Here is a 21,577-nt window from a genome sequence, read left to right as displayed (position 1 = left end):
TAAGGATTTTTGTTATACCACTGGCATAAATAAATGGAGCAAGAACTGTCAAACTAGTTGTGAGTTGACGGTTCTTGCTCTTTTAGCTTTTACAGACTCAATCTCAATACATAATTGTTATGTTTATTTTTCTGTTTTTTATAACGGAGTAATCACAAGGTTTGGTGTCATAAAGAACTTTCGTTGAGTTATGGTCACCGAATTGAGTCTTCGAAGAATATTCGATTTAGGTCTATAGAATAATAAAGGAAATTGATTTTTTTCGTCTACATGTTATTTAGCATTTCAAACTCTTTAGCTTGATTTCTGTTCTGCTTTTTCGATTGTAATCACTCCGCCATCAACGCACACACCGCATTCGAATACGCTACCGGATCTTCAATCGGTAACCCTTCAATGAGGAGGGCTTGTTGATACAAGAGGTCTGTATATTGTTTCGCTTTCGCTTCATCTTCTTTATACACACGTTGGAGTGTCTGGAAGATGGCGTGGTCGGCATTCACTTCGAGCACTTTCTCCGCTTTCATGCCGCCGCCGTTTGGCATCGCGTTCAAAATCTTCTCCATCTCGATTGAGACGTCACCCGCAACCGTCAAGCAAACCGGATGCGACTTGAGACGTGTCGAGGCACGCACTTCTTTGACGCGGTCTCCAAGCTCTTCTTTCATGAATGCGAACAAGTCTTGGTTGTCTTCGTTGAGCGATTTCGCTTCCGCGTCATCGAGACCGAGATCGCCGCTCGCGATCGATTTGAATTCTTTGTCTTCATACGACTGAAGCATCTTGATGGCGAACTCGTCGATCTCTTCTGTGAAGTAGAGGATCTCGTATCCTTCTTCTTTCAAACGTTCTGCTTGTGGCAAGAGGTCGATGCGATGAATAGATTCGCCTGTCGCATAGTAGATATACTTCTGATCTTCTTTCATCCGCTCGACGTACTCTTTGAGCGATACAAGTTTCTTCTCGTAAGAAGAATGGAAAAGAATCAAGTCTTTCAGTTCGTCTTTGGCTGCGCCGAACTGGTCATACACGCCGAACTTCAATTGGCGACCGAACGACTCATAGAACTTCTCATAGTCCTCACGCTCGTTTTGGAGCATCTTCTCAAGCATGCCTTTGATTTTCGACTTCACGTTCTTCGCAATCACGTGAAGTTGGCGGTCCTGCTGTAACATTTCACGGGAAATGTTGAGGGAGAGGTCTTCTGAGTCGACCATCCCTTTGACGAAGCCGAAGTAATCCGGCAAGAGGTCGGGTGACTTCTCCATGATCAACACGCCGTTCGAGTAGAGCTCGAGCCCTTTCTCGAATTCTTTCGTGTAATAATCGAATGGAACCGTTGACGGGATGTAGAGGATTGATTGATAACGAATCGTCCCGTCGACGTTCAAGTGAAGGTGCTTGAGTGGCTCATCAAAGCCGTAGCGTTTCTCGTGATAGAACGCCTTGTAATCTTCGTCAGTCAACTCGCTCTTACGCTTCCGCCAAATCGGCACCATGCTGTTAACGGTCTCTTCTTCCTTGTAATCCTCATACTCTTCTGAGTCCTCTTTTTGACGATGTTTCGTCACATCGAGTTTGATAGGGTAACGGATGAAGTCCGAATGCTTCTTGATGAGTGAGCGAATCTCGTATTCTTCAAGGAATGACGAATACGTATCATCTTCTGTGTCTGCCTTTAAGTGGAGCGTAATTTCTGTACCGATGTCCGCTTTGTCTGTCGGCTTGATCGAATAGCCGTCTGTGCCTTCTGACTCCCATACGTATCCTTGATCACTGTCAATCGAACGAGTCCGCACGGTCACACGGTCAGCGACCATGAACGCGGAATAGAACCCGACCCCGAATTGACCGATGAGGCTATGGTCTTCTTCCATCTTCGTCGCCTGTTTCATGGCGAGTGAACCGCTCTTTGCGATGATTCCGAGGTTTGTTTCGAGTTCTTCTTCTGTCATCCCAATCCCTGTATCGCGAATCGTGATCGTCCGTGCTTCTTTGTCGAGTTCAATTTTGATGAAGTAATCGTCTTTGTTGAACTCGATGCTTTCGTCTGAGAGGGCACGATAATACATCTTGTCGATGGCATCACTCGCGTTCGAGATGAGCTCACGCAGGAAGATGTCCTTATGTGTATAAATTGAGTGGACCATCAACTCTAAAATTCGTTTCGATTCCGTTTGAAACTGTTTCTTTGTCATGATCGTTCTCCTTTTGATGTCTATATTTTGGCACTCTGTATATAGGAGTGCTAACACTATTGATTATCCTAATTTTTAGGAAGATGTCAACCGAGATTGAAGAAAAGATTGACGAGGACGTAGGTTTCGCATATAGTTGAGTACATGCGATGAGCTGGTCTATGTAAGACGGCGGACATTCCCTTGAGGAGCACGTTGTGGAGCGTGGTCCGTCGCGGTAGACTTTCGAGAGCACCTCTAGTGAGAGGTGCTCATTTTTTATGTATACAACTAGCCTCCCTTCAAACGAAGGGAGGCTTTGCTTATGCTCGAATGGATGCGAGGAACATCTCTTTTAAAGCACGCAATTGTACGGCCGGTTCGATATCGTCCTCTAAATAACTGATGTGCGACTTCAACATGATGTTGTTGCCGAACGTCCCGAACGTATTGATGATTGTGACGACGGTCACCTTCACATCGATATCCGAGCGGAATGAACCGTCTCGTTTCCCATCTTCGATCAAGGGTTCGAGTGTCTGCATGATCTGTCGTTGAACGTCGATGTATGTCTCGATTCCAGGAAGAGGTGAGGCGACGAGCGATGCATAGCTCTCGAATGCCTCTCGGAAACGGGCATGGTTCGTCCGCTCCAACTGCATCTCGAAAAAGTGGTTCAAGATGATCTCGAGCCGTTCATAGGCGTTGCCTTCCTCATTCACAAACTGTTCAAATCGCTCGAGTGTCGGCTGTAGATTTTTGACGGCTGCCGCGACGATCAATTGATCTTTCTTCGGGAAGTAGCGAAACAGTGTCGCCACCCCAATCCCTGCCGCATCCGCGATGTCCTGCATCTGAACCTTCTCAAAGCCATTCTCTATAAATAAGCGTTCTGCCTCTTGGATAATCAGTTGAACTCGTTCTTCTTTGTTTTGTTGTCGTTTACTCAATTCCATCACCTCATTGTCTGTCCTTAGTATATCGTCTTCAAGCAGTTTCGTTGAGATTAATGTCATATCCAATTATTATTATGATAGTTAGACTATCATAATTTAATGAATGGAGCTGGGACAATGCGTTTACAGGGGAAAGTAGCGGTCATCACAGGAGCAGGAAGCGGTATGGGAGAGTCAACGGCACGTCTATTCGCCAAAGAAGGGGCAACAGTCGTCGCGACAGACATCAATGAACAAGGAGTAAACAATGTAGTCGAGTCGATTCGTGCACAAGGTGGGGAAGCCATCGCGGTGAAACATGACGTGACATCACGCTCGAGCTGGGAGGATGTATTCGCGGAAGTGGAAGCGACATGTGGCAAATTAGATATTCTCGTCAATAACGCTGGAATCGCACTTGCGAAACCGTTCTTGGAACAGACGGAAGAGGACTGGGCACGCACGTATCGCATCAACATCGATGGAGTCATGTTAGGGACACAGTACGCGATTCCGCTCATGACGGAAAATGGGGGAGGATCAATCGTCAACATCTCCTCTATCTCAGCATTGACCGGTATGGCGGGTGCCGGGGCCTATACAGCCTCGAAAGGTGCGGTCCGTTCTCTCACGAAAGCAGCGGCCGTCGATTACGGGAAGCAAAACATTCGCGTCAACTCGGTGCATCCAGGATATATCGTGACGCCGATGAGTGCACCACATATGGAGCATCCAGACTATAAACAACACTTCTTGAATCAAATCGCTTTGCCGAATCTCGGACAAGCGGATGAGGTGGCAGCAGCCGTCCTATTCCTCGCGTCAGACGAAGCGAATCATATTAGCGGAATCGAACTTCCGGTAGACGGTGGCGTGACGGCGAAATAATCGAGAGAGCATCCTGATGTGATGACACCTCGTGTTATATTAAGAAAAGAGGTGAAGTCATGATTCAGTTTGAGATGGAACGAGTATGGATGGATGAAACGGAGCTGTTTTATCAAGTTCAGCTTCAACTTCGGTCTTCTGCCTGCGCCAGCAATCAGTTGATTTATTTAGATGATGCGAGTCTTGAGAATCTTCATCAAAAGATCGATCAATTCAATCAAGCGTGGGGCAAAGAACCGATCACATGGAGACTAGTCGATGAAGAAGAGGGTTCGGATGATTTGCAAGTCAATCTAACCTTCACGTTGATTGATCGCATCGGGACCATCCAAGTCGATATTTTCATTCATGATGAATGGCAGTTTGATTCATTTGACCATGTTCATATGAAATGTAGAATGAGGACGACGATGGGCCAGCTCGACGACTTGAGTGCTCAACTCCAACGTTTCATTCGTCGTGAGACCGACCATGTCGCATCACTACTACCAGAATAAAGAATAAAAAACAAGCCTAGACGCGCGTCTAGGCTTGTTTTAGTACCATTCTTTCGGTTCGTAATTCAATTCGCGGAATAACTGCTCTCGCTCTTTTTTCGAAAGGTCGCGCCATTGTCCAGGCGGGAGTTTTCCGAGCGTGATGTTCATGACACGAACACGTTGGAGGCGGAATACTTCGTATCCGAGCGCCTCACACATCCGACGGATTTGGCGGTTGAGTCCTTGCGTGAGCGTGATATTGAAGTCGAACTTTGAAAGCGGACGGACTTTACACGGTAGCGTCTTCTGTCCAAGGATTTTGACGCCGGCTTCCATCTGTTCGACGAACTCCGGTGTGATTGGCTTATCGACCGAGACGATGTATTCTTTCTCATGCTCGCCTTCTGCACGGAGAATCTCGTTGACGATATCACCGTCGTTCGTCATGAGGATGAGACCTTCCGAGTCTTTATCGAGACGACCGATGTTAAAGATGCGGAGCGGGTGGTTGACCATGTCGACCAAGTTCCCTTTTACTTTTTTCTCTGTCGTACTCGTGATCCCGACCGGCTTATGGACGGCGATGTAGACGTTGTTTCGGGCAACCCGTGCGACAGAACCGTTGACGAGGACTTCATCGCCCGGTTTGACCTGGTCGCCGATTTTTGCTTTTTTCCCGTTGATCGTGACGCGTCCCTCTTCGACGAGACGGTCGGCTTGGCGACGGGACGCCTTGCCTGATTCACTGATAAATTTATTGATGCGCATGTATACACGTCCTTTGTTTGGCTTCGTCCTCTCACTATAACGCATTTTATAAACTCTCGAAAGCGGGAAACGAACGGGAGAGGAGGGATGACATGGAGGCAGTACGACTGTTACAAGACGCAATCCGATTTCAACAAGCAATGTGCGATACAACGTTCGGGAAAGAATTGATACCAGAGGCATCACCAGTCCTTTGGTATGGTCGACCTGGTCCGGATCAATGGCTGACCATCGGGACGAATCCATCTCGCGGCGAGTTTTTACATCGTGACGGGACACCGAGAACGGGGCAACACCAAAAGTTCTATTGGCGGAACATACTCTCGTTTGACGATTACCTCGGAAATGAAGAGGCGCTGCAACAAACGCTCGAACGGGCATCGGTCTATTTCGAGTCGAATCGCGCGACGACGAACTGGTTCGGGAAACCGGATGGCGCCAAACTCGAGGCACTCCTCAACGGGATGGGGCGTTCGTTCTATGATCATCCGGCAGCTGTCATCCACGTTGATTTTTTCAAGTTTGCGACATATGAACAGATGGGGAAGATGAGGACGGGGCGCCACTGGATGGAACATCCGACCTCAATCGAACTGTTGGAGCGGACGATTGCGTACATCAAACCGATCCGTATCATCGTGCTCGGACGGGATAACTGTCGTGCCTTGAACGGTTTTTCAACAATCGGAAGACTGTCTGCACATCCCGCCGTCACCTATGAAATCGGACGCCATGATTCGGGTATCCCGATGATCGGCCTCCATATGAAGCCTTCAGAAGTGTTCGTTGGGCTCGGGAATGGCCGTGATTCAAACGGGCTACATTACGGGTCATACGCGAAGCGCGAGCACCTTTTAAAAATCGGAGAAGCGATTGACACGATTATGGACGAGTGGCTGGCGAATGGACGCGTGTGATGCTTCCCCAAAAGTTGAATTCGTTGAAGTCGATGTAGCGCACGTCCTTCGAACGATTATCGAGCACGGCTAACAAGATGACGTCCGGGAACCCCCGTTTTTCAAACTGCAAGTAGCCGACTCCCGTGACGGAATGATTTTTATAAAAGCCGTTCGCCATATTCAACACAAACGGGCGTCCTGCTTTCAGCTCACGCTCAAACGTCGACCATTTCCAAAGATAGCGGGAACTGCCTCGACCGTCGTACCCGTATCGCTTCCACAGTTTCGTGATGATGGTGGCGATTTGTGTCGGCGGTGTCCCTTTCTCGTCTTTGAAATGGTGCCTGAAGGCGATCTCGCGCACATCTTCTTGGATCTGTGTCACATCATCTGGGATATTCGCATACCCATGATCTCGATAGAAACGGAAGATGGCGGTGATCGACGTCAACGTACAGTTATTCTTGCCGTTCTCGAACTGACGTTGGAGCAAGACGGGCACGCCTTCAATCTGTACAGAGCGCTTTAATGTCCAGCGTCCGTGATAACGATCGTTCACATAAGCTTCCGGGTCGATGATCCCGGCATAGCCGTTGTTCGCAACCTCGAGTTGTCCTGCAAATGGGTGCTCCATCTCGGTCTCCCTCCTTTTCTTTTAGTATACAAAGGACGCCCCATCTCATAAAAGAGAAAGGGCGTCGTTTTCGTTAAAACACAAGATGTGCGATGCCGACGATGATCGGAAGGGTGATGAAGGTACGTAACAAGAAAATCAAGACGAGGTCGAGGAATGAGATCGGTAGTTTTGAACCGAGCAACAAGCCCCCGACTTCTGACATATAGATGAGCTGGGTAACCGACAACGTAGCGATGACAAAACGCGTCAATTCACTCTCGATGCCGCTTCCGAGAACGGCCGGCAAGAACATGTCGGCGAAACCAACGACCATCGTTTGAGCGGCTTCCGATGCCTCAGGCACTTGAAGGAGCATCAAAATCGGTTCGAACGGCTTTCCGAGGATAGTGAAGAACGGCGTATATTCTGCGATGATGACCGCAATCGTCCCGACTGCCATGACGACAGGGAGGACGCCGATCCACATATCGAGCACGTTCTTGAAGCCGTCTTTGAGCGTCTCTAGGAAACTTTTACTCGAACGTGACTTTTGTAACGCCTGAATTAACGCCCACTTACCGAGTGACACGTTCGCGGGTACTTCTTCTTCCGGTTTGAGCTCCGTCTTCTCATAAGCCGTGTCTGCCTTTTTAGATAATGGATAAATCCGTGGCATGATGAGAGCGGCGACTAGTCCGGATAAGACGATGGCCCCGTAGTAAGGCAAGAAGTATTGGTCGAGTTCGACATACTGTAAGACGACGATGGTGAAGGTGATGGAGACGACGGAGAATGTCGTCGCAATGATCGACGCTTCCCGTTTCGTGTAATAGCCTTCCTCGTACTGTTTTGTCGTCAGTAGAATCCCGATCGTCGCATCCCCGACCCATGAGGCGAGCGAGTCAAGTGAGGCGCGCCCTGGCAAGCGGAAGAGCGGACGCATGATCTTCATCAAGAACGTCCCGACGAACTCGAGAAGTCCAAAGTTCAATAAGAGCGGTAACAACATACCGGCAAAGAAGAATGTCGCAAATAAGATTGGAATCAAATCAAAGAGCAACAAGCCCCCTGTAAATTCTGACGTGATCATCTCTGGTCCGAGTGTGAGTAGCGTCATGACCCCGGCGATGAAACCGATCACGCGCATGACGAACCAAAACGGTGTCACGCTAAACAGTGCGTTGATGGATGGTCGCTCCATCATAAAAGCAGGACGTGCCGTAAAGAGTAATAATGAGCCGACAATCGAAATCCCCATCATGATGACGGCGAGTGTCGGGACGAAATCCCCAATCCAGTCAATCAGCAGATTGGATAAGAAGGCGACTGGAATCGTGAAGCCTTCCTCTGATGAGATTGGTACGATGAAAAACATGATCCCGATGAGTGATGGAATCAAGAACTTAAAGAAGTCTCGACTCGAAAAAGAAGGTTTCTTTCCGTCTGGTGTTGATGAACCATTCATGATGCATTCCCCATTTCCCCGAAGTGTTTGTGCTGTCTATGTATCCCCATTACACATCCAGCCGTTATTGAAACGTATTTCTTTCTTAGTATAAAAAATATGACCAGGTGCTATCAACAACATGCGGAAATTTTCTGAAAAATACAAGGTTAAATACTAGGCAAAACATTCGTATTCAATCAAACCATTTAGTATGATGACGACGAGTCCAACAAATTCAAGATATTTAGAAACTTCATTATAGAGATAGGAGAATGCATGATGAGATTGAGTGTGTTAGACCAGGCGCCGGTCACGTCGGGTCATACAGGAGAACATGCGCTTAACAGCGCGGTCGAGCTCGCACAAGTCGCAGAAGAGTTAGGATATTACCGTATGTGGATGGCGGAGCATCATGGTGGCATGTCGTTTGCCAGCTCGGCTCCAGAGGTCATCACGGCTTATCTGGCAGCGAAGACGAACAAGATTCGTCTCGGGTCCGGAGGCATCATGATGATGCACTACTCGCCACTCAAGATGGCAGAGGTATTCAAGACGCTCAGCGCGCTCGCTCCAGGACGGATCGACTTTGGTGTCGGACGTGCGCCAGGCGGTGATGCGAACGCGATCTATGCGATGTCACAAGGGCAGAAACCGATGATGGATGGACTTTACGAGAAACTCGATACGACGCTTCAATTGATTAAAGATGAGGCACCGGAGGAAAGATGGTATAAAAATACACCGGCTGCTCCGACTGGTGTCAGCCTTCCAGAAGCGTGGTTACTCGGTTCGAGTGGGAACAGCGCCGTGCAGGCCGGACGGATGGGGCTGGGCTATTCGTTTGCCCAGTTCTTTAACGGACAATTGAGTGCCGATACGCTCGACACATACCGTCACCATTTCACGCCGTCTGATTTCATGGAGAAACCGGACATCAGTGTCACGTATTTGGTCACGACGGCAGAGACGGAAGAAGAGGCAGAATATTTGGCCCGACCTTCTGATTTGTCGCGTCTCTTCTTGATGCGTGGTCAATTGAGACAGCTGTTGAGTCCGGAAGCGGCCCACGACTATCCGCTCACGGAGGTCGATAAAATCCATATCGCCAACAACCGAGCCATCCACCTCGTAGGAACGCCGAAACAAATTGCGGAACAGTTACGGGATGAATCGGAACGTTACGGTTTCGATGAGGCGATGATTTGTAGCATCCAGCATAAGCAGGAAGATCGCCTGAACGTCTATCGTCTCTTGGCGAATGAATTGCTTTAATCCGGAGAGCACCTTCTCAAGTACGAGAGGGTGTTTTTTTATAAGAGAAAAACGTTTCCCCATTTTTTCAAAGGTTTTCTCCATAGTTTGAGCGAAACCAACTACACTATAAGAAAAAGGAACGGGTGGAGGGATACGATGCAACGGATGAAAGGCGACCCATATTATCTATTCGAGCTGTTCACACGCTTGTATCGAATGGTATTTCTAATGGAAGTGACAGAAGCAGGCTATCGTTACGTAAATGTGAGCGAACAGGGGAAGGTGGCCTCTTCGCTTCCAAGTGATGTAGAAGGGCGGTATTTACATGAGATGTATCGCTCGGAAGTGGTCGAAGAATTGATTGAACATTATGATGCGGTCGTTGAGACAGGGGAGCCGGTCTACTTCATGTCGCAAATGAACATCGACTCCAATACGGCCCGATTCGCTTCTTCTATGCTTGTACCGATTGAAGATGAGGATGGACTCGTTCGTTATGTACTCGGTTTGACAACTGATTTATCCGAGGAGGCGGAGATCAAGTTGTTAAAGAGTATCGAGCATATGGACTATTTGACCGGTATGCCAAATCTGATGAAAGTCAAATTGGAGCTCGACCAGTTGTTCGAGCAACATGACACCGAAGAGACGAGCGTCATGCGCCTTCACATCAACCGTTTCAAGATGATGATGTCGCTTCAAGGTGTGGAGCGCTCGAATCAGTTGATTAAAGACATCACACGTCAATTGGCGAATACGCTTCCGAAAGGTTCAATTATCGGTCGAGTAGACGGTGAAGACTTTATCGCGGTGTTACCTCATACTCCAATCCGGTTGGCATACATGTACGCCGAGCATTTGCTTGACGTGATTGCAGATCATTCGTATCAAGTGGCGGAGGCCGAATTCCCGTTATCGAGTTGTATCGGGATTGGTGCCGGTACAGCGGATGCCGACCGTGTCATCATGAACGCCTCCACGGCTCTGTTGGAAGCGCGTCAGACGGGAAATCAAACGATTCGTTTATATGAACACGATGAGTACGTGCAGCGTTACATCGATGAGATGATGATCGAAACGGAACTGGTCAAAGCGTTGAAGCTAGATGAGTTATACATGGTGTATCAACCGAAAGTGTCGATGGACGGTGCGATTCATTTTGAGGCACTCATTCGCTGGGAGAGTCCTGTTCTCGGATTCATTTCACCTGAAACGTTCATTCGTGTGGCTGAACAGTCACTCTTGATCGAAGACGTGACACGATTCGTCATGAATCGGGTATGTCAGGATGTGTCGTCACAACCTGAGCAGTTTGAAGGGCGCCGCGTGGCTGTGAATGTCTCACCGAATTTATTTCATGAACACCATATGAATGAACTGGTTGCGATCATTGCATCGTACGGTCTTGTGCCAGAACAATTTGAGTTTGAGGTGACCGAGCACACGTTGATGCATGAACCGGTAGCGGCGATCAAAACGGTCGAATCGCTCAAACAACAAGGATTTCGACTGTTGATTGATGACTTTGGGGTCAGTTATTCCTCGTTGAATTATTTGAAGTTGTTCGAGATTGATGGAATCAAGATCGACCGGTCGTTCGTCGCGCAACTCGATCAGGAGAGCGGCATGAAAGAGTATGAAATCGTCAAACTGATTGTCTCGTTGGCTAAAAAGCTAGAGTTAGAGGTGACGGCTGAAGGTGTGGAGACGGAAGAACAATATCGGATCTTACGTCAGCTCGGCTGCGATGAGATTCAAGGGTATTTCTTCAGTCGTCCGATGCCGCTCGCGGAGTTAGAAGAGGCGCTCGGAATCTTGTATTCCCATCAGATGATGTTATCGAAGATCGAGCAGCCTGTGCAGTTGTTGCATCCTTCTCTAGATGAGCGTGAATTGCAACGACTCAAAGCGATATTACGATTGGAAGTTTTAAATACGCCACAAGAGGAACGATTTGACCGGATCTCCCGATTGGTCGCACAAACCTTCCAGATGCCAATCGCATTCATTTCGATCATGACGACAGACCAACAGTGGTTCAAATCGTGTGTCGGTATCGAGCTCGAATCCGCTCACCTCAAACGGGAATGGACGTTATGTAATCGGGTTGTCACATCAGAGTCTCCGCTGGTGATTGAAGATGTTGCGGCAGCAGCGATTGAAAGTGACAGTCCTTGGATTGACCGAATCGGATTTTATGCAGGTGTACCGTTGCGGACGAAGCAAGGTCACGTCATCGGCACACTTTGCGTAGTGGATGGGCAGGCGAGAACGTTCTCAGAAGAAAACTTGAAGGCGCTCGAATCGTTTACGCATTGGGTCATGACAGAGATCGAGCACACGGAAGTCTCGAGAAGACAAATCACGCGACAACAATCAATCGAAGCATTGTATGAAGCGACGGCATTGCGTGTACCGTTCCAAGATCAATTGGCCCGGGTTCAAGAAATTTTATTGGAATGGGTCGGTTACTCCCACGGGGTCATCTTCTCGATTGAACCTTCGCATCGTCTTCTAGTAGAGCATGGGGTCTCTCGTTTGACTTGGGGGGAAGAAGAACTGCATTCCCTGCATCAATTGACAACGGTCGGCGCGCAAACGCTTCAGGAAGGTGATCTGATTGTAGACGGTATCGAATTCACGAGGCTAGTCAGTTTTCCTTTGACGCATGCGCATCAAGTGTTTGGCTGGGTCGTTCTTCTCTCGGAGCAAGGCAACTTGAATGATCATCTCGACGAGGAAACGTTGCAAGAGTTGACAGGGACGGTACGATTGCTTGCACGATGGATGGAGAACGGGATTCGAAAGAAACGGAAACAACGCGAGATGATTCGAATCGCAAAACAAGATCAGCTGACCAAACTGTATAATCGTCATACGCTCACGACCGATTTATACAAAAATATGCACCGGACGCCATCGATTACATTGATACTCGTCAATTTAGACGATTTTACAAGAATCAACGATCAGTATGGGCACATGATAGGGGATGAAGTGTTAATTGAAATCGCACAACGATTAAATGAATTCGTCCAGCATGTTGGTGGTCAAGTGTACCGTTTTTCAGACGATGAATTCATGTTGGTGCAAACGGGTACACTGAGTGGGATTGAACAGGTCAATGAAGTTATTTCCCAGGGAATAGACGCATCGAATGGTGAAGTCATTCATCTTACGGCAAGTGTTGGCGTCACCCTGGTCCAGTCGACCGACACCGTCGATTCGGTTCTTCAAAAAGCAGATGCAGCGATGTATATTGCAAAGAACAATGGAGGAGACCAGTGGTTTCAGTATGATGGATATTCGGATAAGGGGATTTAAGTATGGGGAGATTATGGCTGATTGAAGGATTGCCAGGAAGCGGGAAATCTACGTTTGCCGAGAGGCTACAAGATAAACAAAATGGTAAGTTCTATTCGGAGGTGGATGCGTCACACCCGGTAGATGTGCATGATGTCTATTGGGTCGAGGAGAAACCATCAACCGGTCGTATTCTTGATGAAATCGAGGGGGGATGGCTCGTCCGTTATGATGATGGTGAAGAACTTGCCGGAACGGACGTCTACGAGTTGCCTTTCGCTCTTCACACACGAATCATGTGCGAACGCTGGCGGCGGTATGTTCAAAAGGTAGAGCGGGAAGAACAGGACGTCATCTTTGAATGTGCGTTGCTCCAAAATCCTTTCACGATTGGAATGGTTTCTCAAGACGTTCCGTTAGCGGATATGGAAGCATACGTTCAAGAAGTCGCGGACATCCTAAAACCGATTGATCCGATGGTCGTTTATTTGGCGTTGAATGACGTCGCACGCATTTTTCCAATCGTATATGATGAACGACCGATGGGATGGCAAGGCGGCTTTGTCGAGTATTATACGAGCGGCGCCTATGGTGTGAACCATGCGCATAAGGGTATGGCCGGAACGATTGAGATTTTAGTGGAACGCCAACGACGTGAGCTTGAACTGTTGAAACGATTACCTCTTCGGCACGCTCGGATTCAAAATGATAATCGGCATTCATTTGAAGAATTAACGAATTTATTAGAGGAGGAGTCGATTCGTACATGCAAACCTTAATCAAACATTCGGAACGTTTTTGGTATATGACACCCGTTGACCGTACCGATCGACCAATTCTCGGTGCCGTTATCGGCGATACGCATACGCTACTCATCGATGCGGGCAATTCCGTTTCGCACGCCTCATTCTTTTTAGAACAGCTAGAAAAACAAGGCCTCCGTGCGCCGTCGATGGTCGCATTGACGCATTGGCATTGGGATCACATCTTCGGTTTACCTGCACTTGAAGGTATGGTTTCCATTGCGAGTGAAGCGACCAAACAGGGGATGGAAAAACTTGTCCCATATGCTTGGGATGATGTCTCTCTCGATGAGCGGGTGGCGGAAGGGATTGAAATCGCATTTTGCGCGGAAGCAATCCGTGAAGAATATGGAGACGCGCGCGATATCGAAATCGTGTTGCCCACGCTGACGTTTCAAGAGTCGCTGACGCTCGACCTCGGTGGCGTTCACGTCGTGTTACGACATGTCGGAGGAGACCACGCAAAAGATGCGGTTGTCCTGTATGTCGCAGAGGAGCGGGTATTATTTTTAGGAGACGCGTTATACGCAGACATCTATTCTCCCACATGGCGAATGACTCCGGAAGAAACCCTGCGGTTGTTGAATGTATTGGAATCGTTTGATGCTAAACAGATTGTCTGGTCACACGGTGAGATGGTGAGTCGTGAATCCTTCGCAGAAGATTGCCTTGCATTAAGACGAATCGCCACCATTTCGAATGATTTCCCAGGAAATATTGATGAAATCACGCAGTCATATGCTTCACTCGTCAATCGGGAGATCACCGAGGAAGAGAACGAGTTGATTACGTTTTTTGTGAACGGGACGGTGGGAAGATGACTTACACTATCACGCGGATTCACGAGGAAGACGAGACGTTCCAACAGTTTTTGACCACTCAATTACGTGAGTATAACAACGTTCGTTCGATTTACCATCGTGACATTCGCGAGGCGCACGTGCCGACCATTCAGTTGAAAGTGGAGCAAGAAGGACGGGTAATCGCCGGCTTATATGGGAGTGTGTATTGGGGATGGTTCGATTTGGATCGTCTTTGGGTCGATGCAGACTTTCATGGTCAGGGCATCGGTAGCCAATTGCTTAGAGAAGGGGAGGCGTTAGCGAAGTCGCTCGGTGCGACGCGTGTGAAATTGACGACGTTCTCGTTTCAAGCGAAACCGTTTTATGAGCGATTCGGTTACACGGTAATAGGTGTGCTACCGGACTATCCGCCGGGATCGGATTACTATATGATGATGAAGCAATTATAAAAGGCGACACGAGGTCGCCTTTTTAATACACTTTATCCCCATTGAAGATTGAATTTTTCACCATGACGTAGTCTACGGTGCGCAATGCCTCGAGACTGTCACCACCCGCGTAAGAAATCGCCGATTGGAGGTCTTGCTCCATCTCGGTCAATGTATCTTGTAGTGCCCCTTTGTGTTCGACAAACATCTTTTTCCCCTCGACGTTCTTTCGCTCACCCTTTTGGAACTCAGAAGCAGAACCGAAATACTCTTTCAATTGTTTCCCGTCTTGCTCGAACGTTTCCCCCGGTGATTCATCGTGTCCGGCGAACAATGAACCAATCATGACCATCGAAGCGCCGAAGCGAATCGATTTGGCGATGTCACCGTGAGTACGGATGCCCCCATCCGCGATAATCGGTTTCGTCGCTGCTTTGGCACACCAGCGAAGTGCAGCCAATTGCCAGCCCCCGGTACCAAAACCTGTTTTGATTTTCGTGATACACACTTTACCAGGACCGATTCCAACCTTCGTCGCATCCGCTCCGGCATGCTCTAATTCGCGAACGGCCTCTGGTGTCCCGACGTTCCCCGCGATGACGAAGGATCCAGGAAGATGGTGTTTGATATGCTGAATCATTCGGATAACCGCATTCGAATGACCGTGAGCGATATCGATTGTAATAAATTCTGGCGTATGACCGGTCGATTTGAGCATTTCGATAAACCCATACTCTTCTTCCTTCACGCCGACACTGATGGATGCATACAAACCACGCTCATGCATGTCTTGGATAAATGCCAGGCGCGTCTCTGGATTGAAGCGATGCATGATGTAAAAATATCCGTTCTTAGCCAGCATCAATGCGACCTTTTCATCGATAATCGTCTGCATGTTAGCCGGAACGACTGGTAATCGGAACGTGAAGCCACCAAGCTCGACGGTCGGATCACATTCCGAACGACTGTCGACAATACATTTTGCAGGAATTAATTGAATATCTTCGTAATCAAATACTTTATCCATATATCGCACCCCTATTCACGAACATTAACGTATTGAACAATAAAAAACTTCGCCCATTCGGTAATATAACGTGAATAGAGTTTAAAGTCAAAGGATAATTCAATTAATTTATCTTAAAAATGAATAAAATTAAATCAATTGATGTTTAATGTTCGGATTTAGGATTTATTTTCGGTGTTTCACGTGAAAAAAGGACCATTTATTGGTGGTCCTTTGCGAGTGCATATTGATTTCGTCCACCTGCTTTGGCTTCATAGAGAGCGAGGTCGGCACGTTTTAGTAACTGTTTGGTCGACAACCCTTTTACAAATCGAGCACCCCCGACACTTGAAGTCGTAATGAACGTATGTTGGTCGATTTCCCATGGGCGCTGTAGTGCTTGAATGATTTTCTCTGCAACCCGATGTAGGGCACAGGAATCGTTGAAGCGAATGAGAACGGCAAACTCATCACCGCCAAGTCTGGCAATCATATCTTGTTTGCGAAGCACGGATGTCAATCGACGAGCGAGTTGTCGCAAGAGTTCATCGCCCACATCATGACCGAACGTATCGTTGATTTGTTTGAATCGGTCAACATCAAGAGCGAGGACGGCCAATTCACCTTGCTCGAATTCGGTTCGATCGATCGCTTCCTCGAGGTAAGCGAGGAAGAAACGACGGTTCGGTAAGTCGGTCAGCGTGTCGTGATACGCCAAATGCTTCAGTTGCTTCTCTAGTGCTTTACGCTGCATGATTTCTCGGCTAACCGTCAAATAGTGTAGGAGAAGTCCGGATTCATCATAGATGGCCTGAATTTTCGTTTCGAGCCAAATCCAGCGCTGGTCAGCATGGAAATGACGGAACTCAAGGGTCAAGGAGATGTCTTCTTCCTTCATTTCTTTCAACTGCTCCCGGACGATCTGGATGTCGTCCGGATGGATATAGTCGAGCGTATTCTTCCCTTCGTAATATCCGGCCGCAAAACCGAGCACGGTACGGTGAGAAGGGGAAGCATAACGAACAGTACCATCCCGTTCTAGTATACAGACGAGGTCACTCATGTTTTCTGTGATCAATCGATATTGTAACTCACTCTGTCTTAACGCTTGTTCCATTTCACGTTTCTCCGTGACATCACGCAAAATCGTTAAGACGGCCGTTTCACCCTCATAATCGATGAGAAGGCTACTGATATCCATCTGGAGCTTGTCTCCACTCGGTGTCATGATGACCATTTCCGTATCTTGAACGGGGCCTCCGAGTTCGAGAGAGGCAAGTCGTTGACGGGTGGACTGATGATACTCTTCTGCGATGAATGAAAAAATCGATTCATTCTCTAGATAGGTTTCTCCGATTGTGGCGAGTGCCATCGCGTTCGCATATATAATCTGTCCTTCCTGATGCACAATGATGCCTTCCGGAATGGTTTCAATCAATTGACGGTAACGACGTTCGCTTTCGACCGTGGCACGCTCGGCATTTTTCTCTGGCGTCAAATCGATGATGATCGCAAACAGGCCGGTAATGTTACCGCCGACCTCGATTGGAATGTTGAGGACGGTTAAGTCGAGTCGTTCCCCGGATTGATGTTCAGCATAAATGGAATACTTGTGTGGAATCCCAGACAGCGTGAATTGTAACCCTTTCCTGACCCGAGACCGCTCACTCTCGGGAAGCCAATGCAGGAACGGATGATGAAGCATATCTTGTTCCGTATGACCGGTGATGACCGTGACGGCCGGGTTGACGGATTTGATGTTCAAATGATGGTCGAGTACAAAGATGCCATGTGGAGAATACCGTCGTAGCGACTCGTGATGATCTTTTAAGATCGACAATTCGAGTTCGCGACGTTTCCGTTCCGTCACTTCACGAACGACGGAGACGATATGGGTACAGTTCCCCTCATCATTGAAAATCGGCGTCACTTCTGACTCGAAATAATGAAGGGGGAGCGTCAATACATCATCCGCCTCGACCGTATCCGTATAAAAGGAGTCAGCAAGACGGTAGTCTTCATAGACGACACTCTTTTTTGTACGAATCGCTTCATCGTAATACTGCGTAATAAGTTTAGCGGTCTCGATCGGGACCAACTCATCGATGGTCTTCCCGACATCCGCATCTGACCAATTGATGGCCCGTTTCCCAGGCTCATTTACGAAGACGTAGCGATATGCTGAACCATCGACTTCCATAAAGAACACATAGTCTGAAATTTTATCGAACGTCCGTAGTAAAATCGATGCGTTGGATTGAAGTGTTTGGTCAACTTTCATCTCGTCTCCCTCATTTCGTTCATTCTATTTTTTACACGTCATTTTTATCTTACCGCATCATTCGACCAAATGTGTGAACTTTCAAAAAAAGACGGGATGTACGTACATCCCGTCAAGCCGCTTCGTTCAGTTGTTTTTGTTCGTTTCGTCCGTTCATGACGTAATACAAGAAAATGGTAAAGAGAACGACGCCTGAAAGAATCAAATAAAGGGTCGAGAAGCCTGTCAACGGAATCAACAACCCGATGAAATAGGGGCCGAACCCTAGACCGGCATCAAGTGCGATGAAGAAGGTCGATGTCGCCATCCCCATTCGGTGAGGTGGAGAAGCCTTGACGGCGATTGCTTGGGTGCCGGATTGGATATTCCCGAAGCCTAATCCGATTAACGCACCGGCAAGTAGAAGCATCCAACCGCTATTCGCTTGACTGAGCACGAGTAGACCGATCGCGAAGATGGCGATTGCCGGATACATGACGACGTTCGCTCCGCGCGCGTCCATCAATTTTCCTGTGATTGGTCGTGATAACAGAACGGCGACCGAATAGACGAGGAAGAAGATACTCGCTGCCTCGATCAAGTCGAGTTCACTCGCGTAGAAGTTGATATAGGACAAGACACTCGAGTAGCTTAGTGCGGCCATCCCGATAATCAAGGCAATCGGGAGCGCTTTTGGTTCGACGAACGATTTTAAAGAGAATCCGCGCACGACTTCCGGTGCGTCGACTTCCGGTACATTCACAAAGAACGTACTCGCCAAACTGATGACCCCGATCACAAAACAAAGGCCGAAGATGACGGTGAAGCTCGTGTGTTGGCTGAGGAGTAATCCGACGAATGGCCCGATGGCTGTCGCCAGAGTAGAACTCATGCTATAGTAACCGATCCCTTCACCTTTTCGAGTCGCGGGAATGACTTGCGCGACGATGGTTCCAGTTGCCGTACTCGATAATCCCATCCCGAGTCCGTGTACGAACCGTGTCAGTAATAAGAAACCGACACCCCAATGGACGAAGTACAATAAAATCGTGGCGGTGAAAAAGACGAGCCCGATATAAAGCGTCTTCTTCCGACCGATCGAATCAATCAGTCGACCGATGAACAAGCGCCCGGTCAGCGTCCCGATGATGAAGATGCCAGTGACGAGTCCTGCTTGACTCGTGGTCGCCCCGTACGACTCGACGGCATGCACCCCGATGGTGACCATCAATAAGAAAAAGATGAGCGTCAGGAAGAAGTTGATGAGCGAGATGATTAAAAAGTCTCTCGTCCAAAGTTTTTGAATAGGTTGTTGCATCATACGTGACGCCTCCTTTTCTTCAAATTCGAATAGTTAATAAACATAACTAAAAGAGTATACCAAATCAAATTAGGATTGTCCGAGATGATGCACTGCATGCAGTGAATGACAGACATGAAAAAACTCGACTCGGGAATCGAGTCGAGTCAAGTGACATCGTTAGGCACGGTCCCAGAATCGGGCAGTCGCAATCCCATCGATGAACGCATTGAATCCATCGAGGTTATGCTCGTCAAACGTGAAGACACCAGGCTGGTCTTGCTTCACGCGACATGTGGCGAGTGCCTCTTTATGGTGTACGTGTAGGGCGAGCGGCTTATAGTGCTTGTACGTGTTCTCGATAAATTCGAGCACATCATCCTCGACAGTCGTCGCGGCACTCACTAAGAAGGCGGCATCGAAAAGGCTCGAGTCGACCGTATCGTACGTCTCCTTCACCTTCAGGTCACCAAGCATATACGCCTTCTTGCCGACAAGGCTGTAGTTGACGTTGTGATCGGCGAGCGTCTGCACCCACTGTTTCACCTGATTCGCATCCACGTCACCGGCAAGGAGAAGGGCGACGCTCTTCGTATCGGGCTTTTTGATTGTGTTCGCCATCGAGAGAGCAGGGGACGTCTTATCTGACTGGACCTCATTATTCTCTTCGGGCACATGTACTCCTAAGTTGTCGGCGACGACTTCAGCGAGATGACGATCGATGCGGTTCAATAAATCGACGGCGTTCTCTTTCACCATGTCCGACTCACATTTTCCGAGCTCAAAACTGCAGGCATCTTGGATGTGTTGTTTTTCGACATCGGTCATGCTGTTGTAGAAGAGCTTCGCCTGTGAATAGAAATCAAGGAAGCTGTCACTACGTCCCCGAATCTTATGACCATCGATTTTCTCTTGATAGTGCTCAAATCCACCTTGATCGGCTGGTACAGGTTCCGGCTGATTATTGTTGAGCGCATTTTTATGGTAGCTCGTCTGACCTTTGTGAACGGCCATTTGATGCATCCCGTCCCGCTGGTTGTTGTGGAACGGACAAACGGGCTTGTTGATTGGGATCTGGTGGAAGTTTGGTCCACCGAGACGCGACAATTGGGTGTCCGTATACGAGAACAGACGACCTTGTAAGAGCGGATCGTTCGAGAAGTCGATTCCTGGGACGAGATGACCCGGGTGGAAGGCGACTTGTTCGGTTTCCGCGAAGAAGTTGTCGACGTTCCGATTGAGTGTCATCTTCCCGACGAGTTTCACTGGAATCTCTTCTTCCGGCCACAGTTTGGTTGGGTCTAAGATGTCGAAGTCGTAGTTGAACTCGTCTTCTTCCGGGATCAGCTGTAGACCGAGCTCCCATTCCGGATAGTCGCCTTTATTGATGGCTTCATACAAGTCGACACGGTGGAAGTCAGCGTTTTTCCCGACTGCCTTTTGGGCTTCGTCCCATACTTGTGAATGAACCCCGAGCTTTGGTTTCCAATGGAATTTGACGAAATGCGCTTTTCCTTCCGCATTTACAAGACGGAATGTATGCACCCCGAACCCTTCCATCATGCGTAGACTACGTGGAATCCCCCGGTCACTCATCGCCCACATGACCATGTGAGCCGTTTCATGGTTTTGTCCGACAAAATCCCAGAACGTATCGTGCGCGCTTCCTCCTTGCGGCACTTCCGTATGTGGCTCAGGCTTCACAGCGTGGACGAGGTCCGGGAACTTGATGGCATCTTGGATAAAGAAGACCGGGATGTTGTTTCCGACTAAATCGTAGTTCCCTTCGTCTGTGTAGAACTTCGTTGCAAAACCACGGACGTCACGGACCGTATCCGCGGATCCACGTGAGCCCTGGACGGTCGAGAAACGGACGAATACAGGTGTCGTCTTCGAAGGGTCGTTCAAAAAGTTCGCTTTTGTGAATTCAGCGAGCGGTTCATACACCTGGAACTCTCCATGTGCTCCTACGCCGCGAGCATGGACGATTCGCTCCGGAATACGTTCATGGTCGAAATGGGTCATCTTCTCGCGGAAATGGAAATCCTCGATCAATGTCGGACCACGACGTCCTGCTTTCAGCGAGAATTCGTCTTCCGCCATCTTCAGACCTTGATTTGTCGTCAAGCCAGCTTGTTGTTCGTTATCAATCGTATGTTGTTTTAACTGCTCTTCTTTCTTGTTCCCCATGTGATTGCCTCCCTTAAGTAT

17 protein-coding genes are annotated in these 21,577 nt (G+C 48.3%); 8 read left to right on the top strand and 9 right to left on the bottom strand.

Going from position 1 to position 21,577, the window contains the following annotated elements:
• Positions 1–329 precede the first annotated feature (329 nt).
• Positions 330–2,198, bottom strand: coding sequence for a molecular chaperone HtpG (gene htpG / locus KNO71_RS13710; RefSeq protein WP_214688980.1), 1,869 nt, complete (start codon positions 2,196–2,198; stop codon positions 330–332).
• Positions 2,199–2,500: 302 nt separating this feature from the next.
• A complete protein-coding gene (locus KNO71_RS13705; protein WP_251031991.1) occupies positions 2,501–3,133 on the bottom strand; it encodes a TetR/AcrR family transcriptional regulator in 633 nt (210 codons plus the stop codon).
• Positions 3,134–3,250: 117 nt separating this feature from the next.
• Between KNO71_RS13705 and KNO71_RS13700 the strand changes: the two genes are divergently transcribed.
• Complete coding sequence (locus KNO71_RS13700; RefSeq protein ID WP_047795764.1) at positions 3,251–4,000, top strand: SDR family NAD(P)-dependent oxidoreductase; 750 nt, start codon at positions 3,251–3,253, stop codon at positions 3,998–4,000.
• Between the two features lie 59 nt (positions 4,001–4,059).
• Positions 4,060–4,497 carry a hypothetical protein gene (locus KNO71_RS13695; RefSeq protein WP_214688978.1) on the top strand — a complete coding sequence of 146 codons (438 nt, stop codon included), beginning with the start codon at positions 4,060–4,062 and terminating at the stop codon, positions 4,495–4,497.
• A 39-nt stretch (positions 4,498–4,536) separates the two neighbouring features.
• On the opposite strand, the gene rluF is transcribed toward KNO71_RS13695, so the two are convergent.
• Positions 4,537–5,247 carry a 23S rRNA pseudouridine(2604) synthase RluF gene (rluF, locus tag KNO71_RS13690; protein ID WP_015880301.1) on the bottom strand — a complete coding sequence of 237 codons (711 nt, stop codon included), beginning with the start codon at positions 5,245–5,247 and terminating at the stop codon, positions 4,537–4,539.
• A 92-nt stretch (positions 5,248–5,339) separates the two neighbouring features.
• Here rluF and KNO71_RS13685 point away from each other — a divergent pair, with 92 nt between their 5' ends.
• Positions 5,340–6,164 carry a hypothetical protein gene (locus KNO71_RS13685; RefSeq protein ID WP_214688976.1) on the top strand — a complete coding sequence of 275 codons (825 nt, stop codon included), beginning with the start codon at positions 5,340–5,342 and terminating at the stop codon, positions 6,162–6,164.
• On the opposite strand, the gene KNO71_RS13680 is transcribed toward KNO71_RS13685, so the two are convergent.
• A complete protein-coding gene (locus KNO71_RS13680) occupies positions 6,130–6,780 on the bottom strand; it encodes a C39 family peptidase (RefSeq protein ID WP_214688974.1) in 651 nt (216 codons plus the stop codon). The two genes, KNO71_RS13685 and KNO71_RS13680, sit on opposite strands and share 35 nt — an antisense overlap.
• A 73-nt stretch (positions 6,781–6,853) precedes the next feature.
• On the bottom strand, positions 6,854–8,227 hold the full coding sequence (locus KNO71_RS13675; protein ID WP_078146016.1) for a YjiH family protein: 1,374 nt from the start codon (positions 8,225–8,227) through the stop codon (positions 6,854–6,856).
• A gap of 261 nt (positions 8,228–8,488) precedes the next feature.
• On the opposite strand from KNO71_RS13675, the gene KNO71_RS13670 reads away from it, so the two are divergent.
• The 5 genes from KNO71_RS13670 to KNO71_RS13650 all read left to right on the top strand — a co-directional run bounded on the left by KNO71_RS13670 (position 8,489) and on the right by KNO71_RS13650 (position 14,821).
• On the top strand, positions 8,489–9,481 hold the full coding sequence (locus tag KNO71_RS13670; RefSeq protein WP_074035150.1) for an LLM class flavin-dependent oxidoreductase: 993 nt from the start codon (positions 8,489–8,491) through the stop codon (positions 9,479–9,481).
• A 138-nt stretch (positions 9,482–9,619) separates the two neighbouring features.
• Positions 9,620–12,787 carry an EAL domain-containing protein gene (locus KNO71_RS13665; protein ID WP_214688972.1) on the top strand — a complete coding sequence of 1,056 codons (3,168 nt, stop codon included), beginning with the start codon at positions 9,620–9,622 and terminating at the stop codon, positions 12,785–12,787.
• A 2-nt stretch (positions 12,788–12,789) separates the two neighbouring features.
• Positions 12,790–13,545, top strand: coding sequence for a P-loop NTPase family protein (locus tag KNO71_RS13660; protein WP_214688970.1), 756 nt, complete (start codon positions 12,790–12,792; stop codon positions 13,543–13,545).
• Positions 13,533–14,390 (top strand): MBL fold metallo-hydrolase, encoded by an 858-nt coding sequence (locus KNO71_RS13655; protein ID WP_214688968.1) that lies wholly within the window; start codon positions 13,533–13,535, stop codon positions 14,388–14,390. The genes KNO71_RS13660 and KNO71_RS13655 overlap by 13 nt, the downstream gene beginning before the upstream one ends.
• Entirely contained in the window at positions 14,387–14,821 is a 435-nt protein-coding gene (locus tag KNO71_RS13650; RefSeq protein WP_078146021.1) for a GNAT family N-acetyltransferase, read from the top strand. Before KNO71_RS13655 ends, KNO71_RS13650 begins: the two co-directional genes overlap by 4 nt.
• Before the next feature lie 22 nt (positions 14,822–14,843).
• On the opposite strand, the gene guaC is transcribed toward KNO71_RS13650, so the two are convergent.
• The 4 genes from guaC to KNO71_RS13630 all read right to left on the bottom strand — a co-directional run bounded on the left by guaC (position 14,844) and on the right by KNO71_RS13630 (position 21,556).
• Entirely contained in the window at positions 14,844–15,827 is a 984-nt protein-coding gene (gene guaC, locus KNO71_RS13645; RefSeq protein ID WP_031424215.1) for a GMP reductase, read from the bottom strand.
• Positions 15,828–16,026: 199 nt separating this feature from the next.
• Entirely contained in the window at positions 16,027–18,087 is a 2,061-nt protein-coding gene (locus tag KNO71_RS13640; RefSeq protein WP_214684991.1) for a PAS domain S-box protein, read from the bottom strand.
• Positions 18,088–18,199: 112 nt separating this feature from the next.
• A complete protein-coding gene (locus tag KNO71_RS13635) occupies positions 18,200–19,384 on the bottom strand; it encodes an MFS transporter (RefSeq protein ID WP_041918118.1) in 1,185 nt (394 codons plus the stop codon).
• A 162-nt stretch (positions 19,385–19,546) separates the two neighbouring features.
• The gene (locus KNO71_RS13630; RefSeq protein ID WP_078146023.1) at positions 19,547–21,556 is read right to left on the bottom strand and encodes a catalase; all 2,010 of its coding nucleotides are present in this window, start codon (positions 21,554–21,556) and stop codon (positions 19,547–19,549) included.
• Between the last annotated feature and the right edge of the window lie 21 nt (positions 21,557–21,577).

Origin of the sequence: Exiguobacterium sp. s163, from assembly GCF_018617135.1 — a bacterium.
GTDB lineage: Bacteria > Bacillota > Bacilli > Exiguobacteriales > Exiguobacteriaceae > Exiguobacterium > Exiguobacterium profundum.
This window is presented reverse-complemented; position numbering and strand designations above follow the sequence as displayed.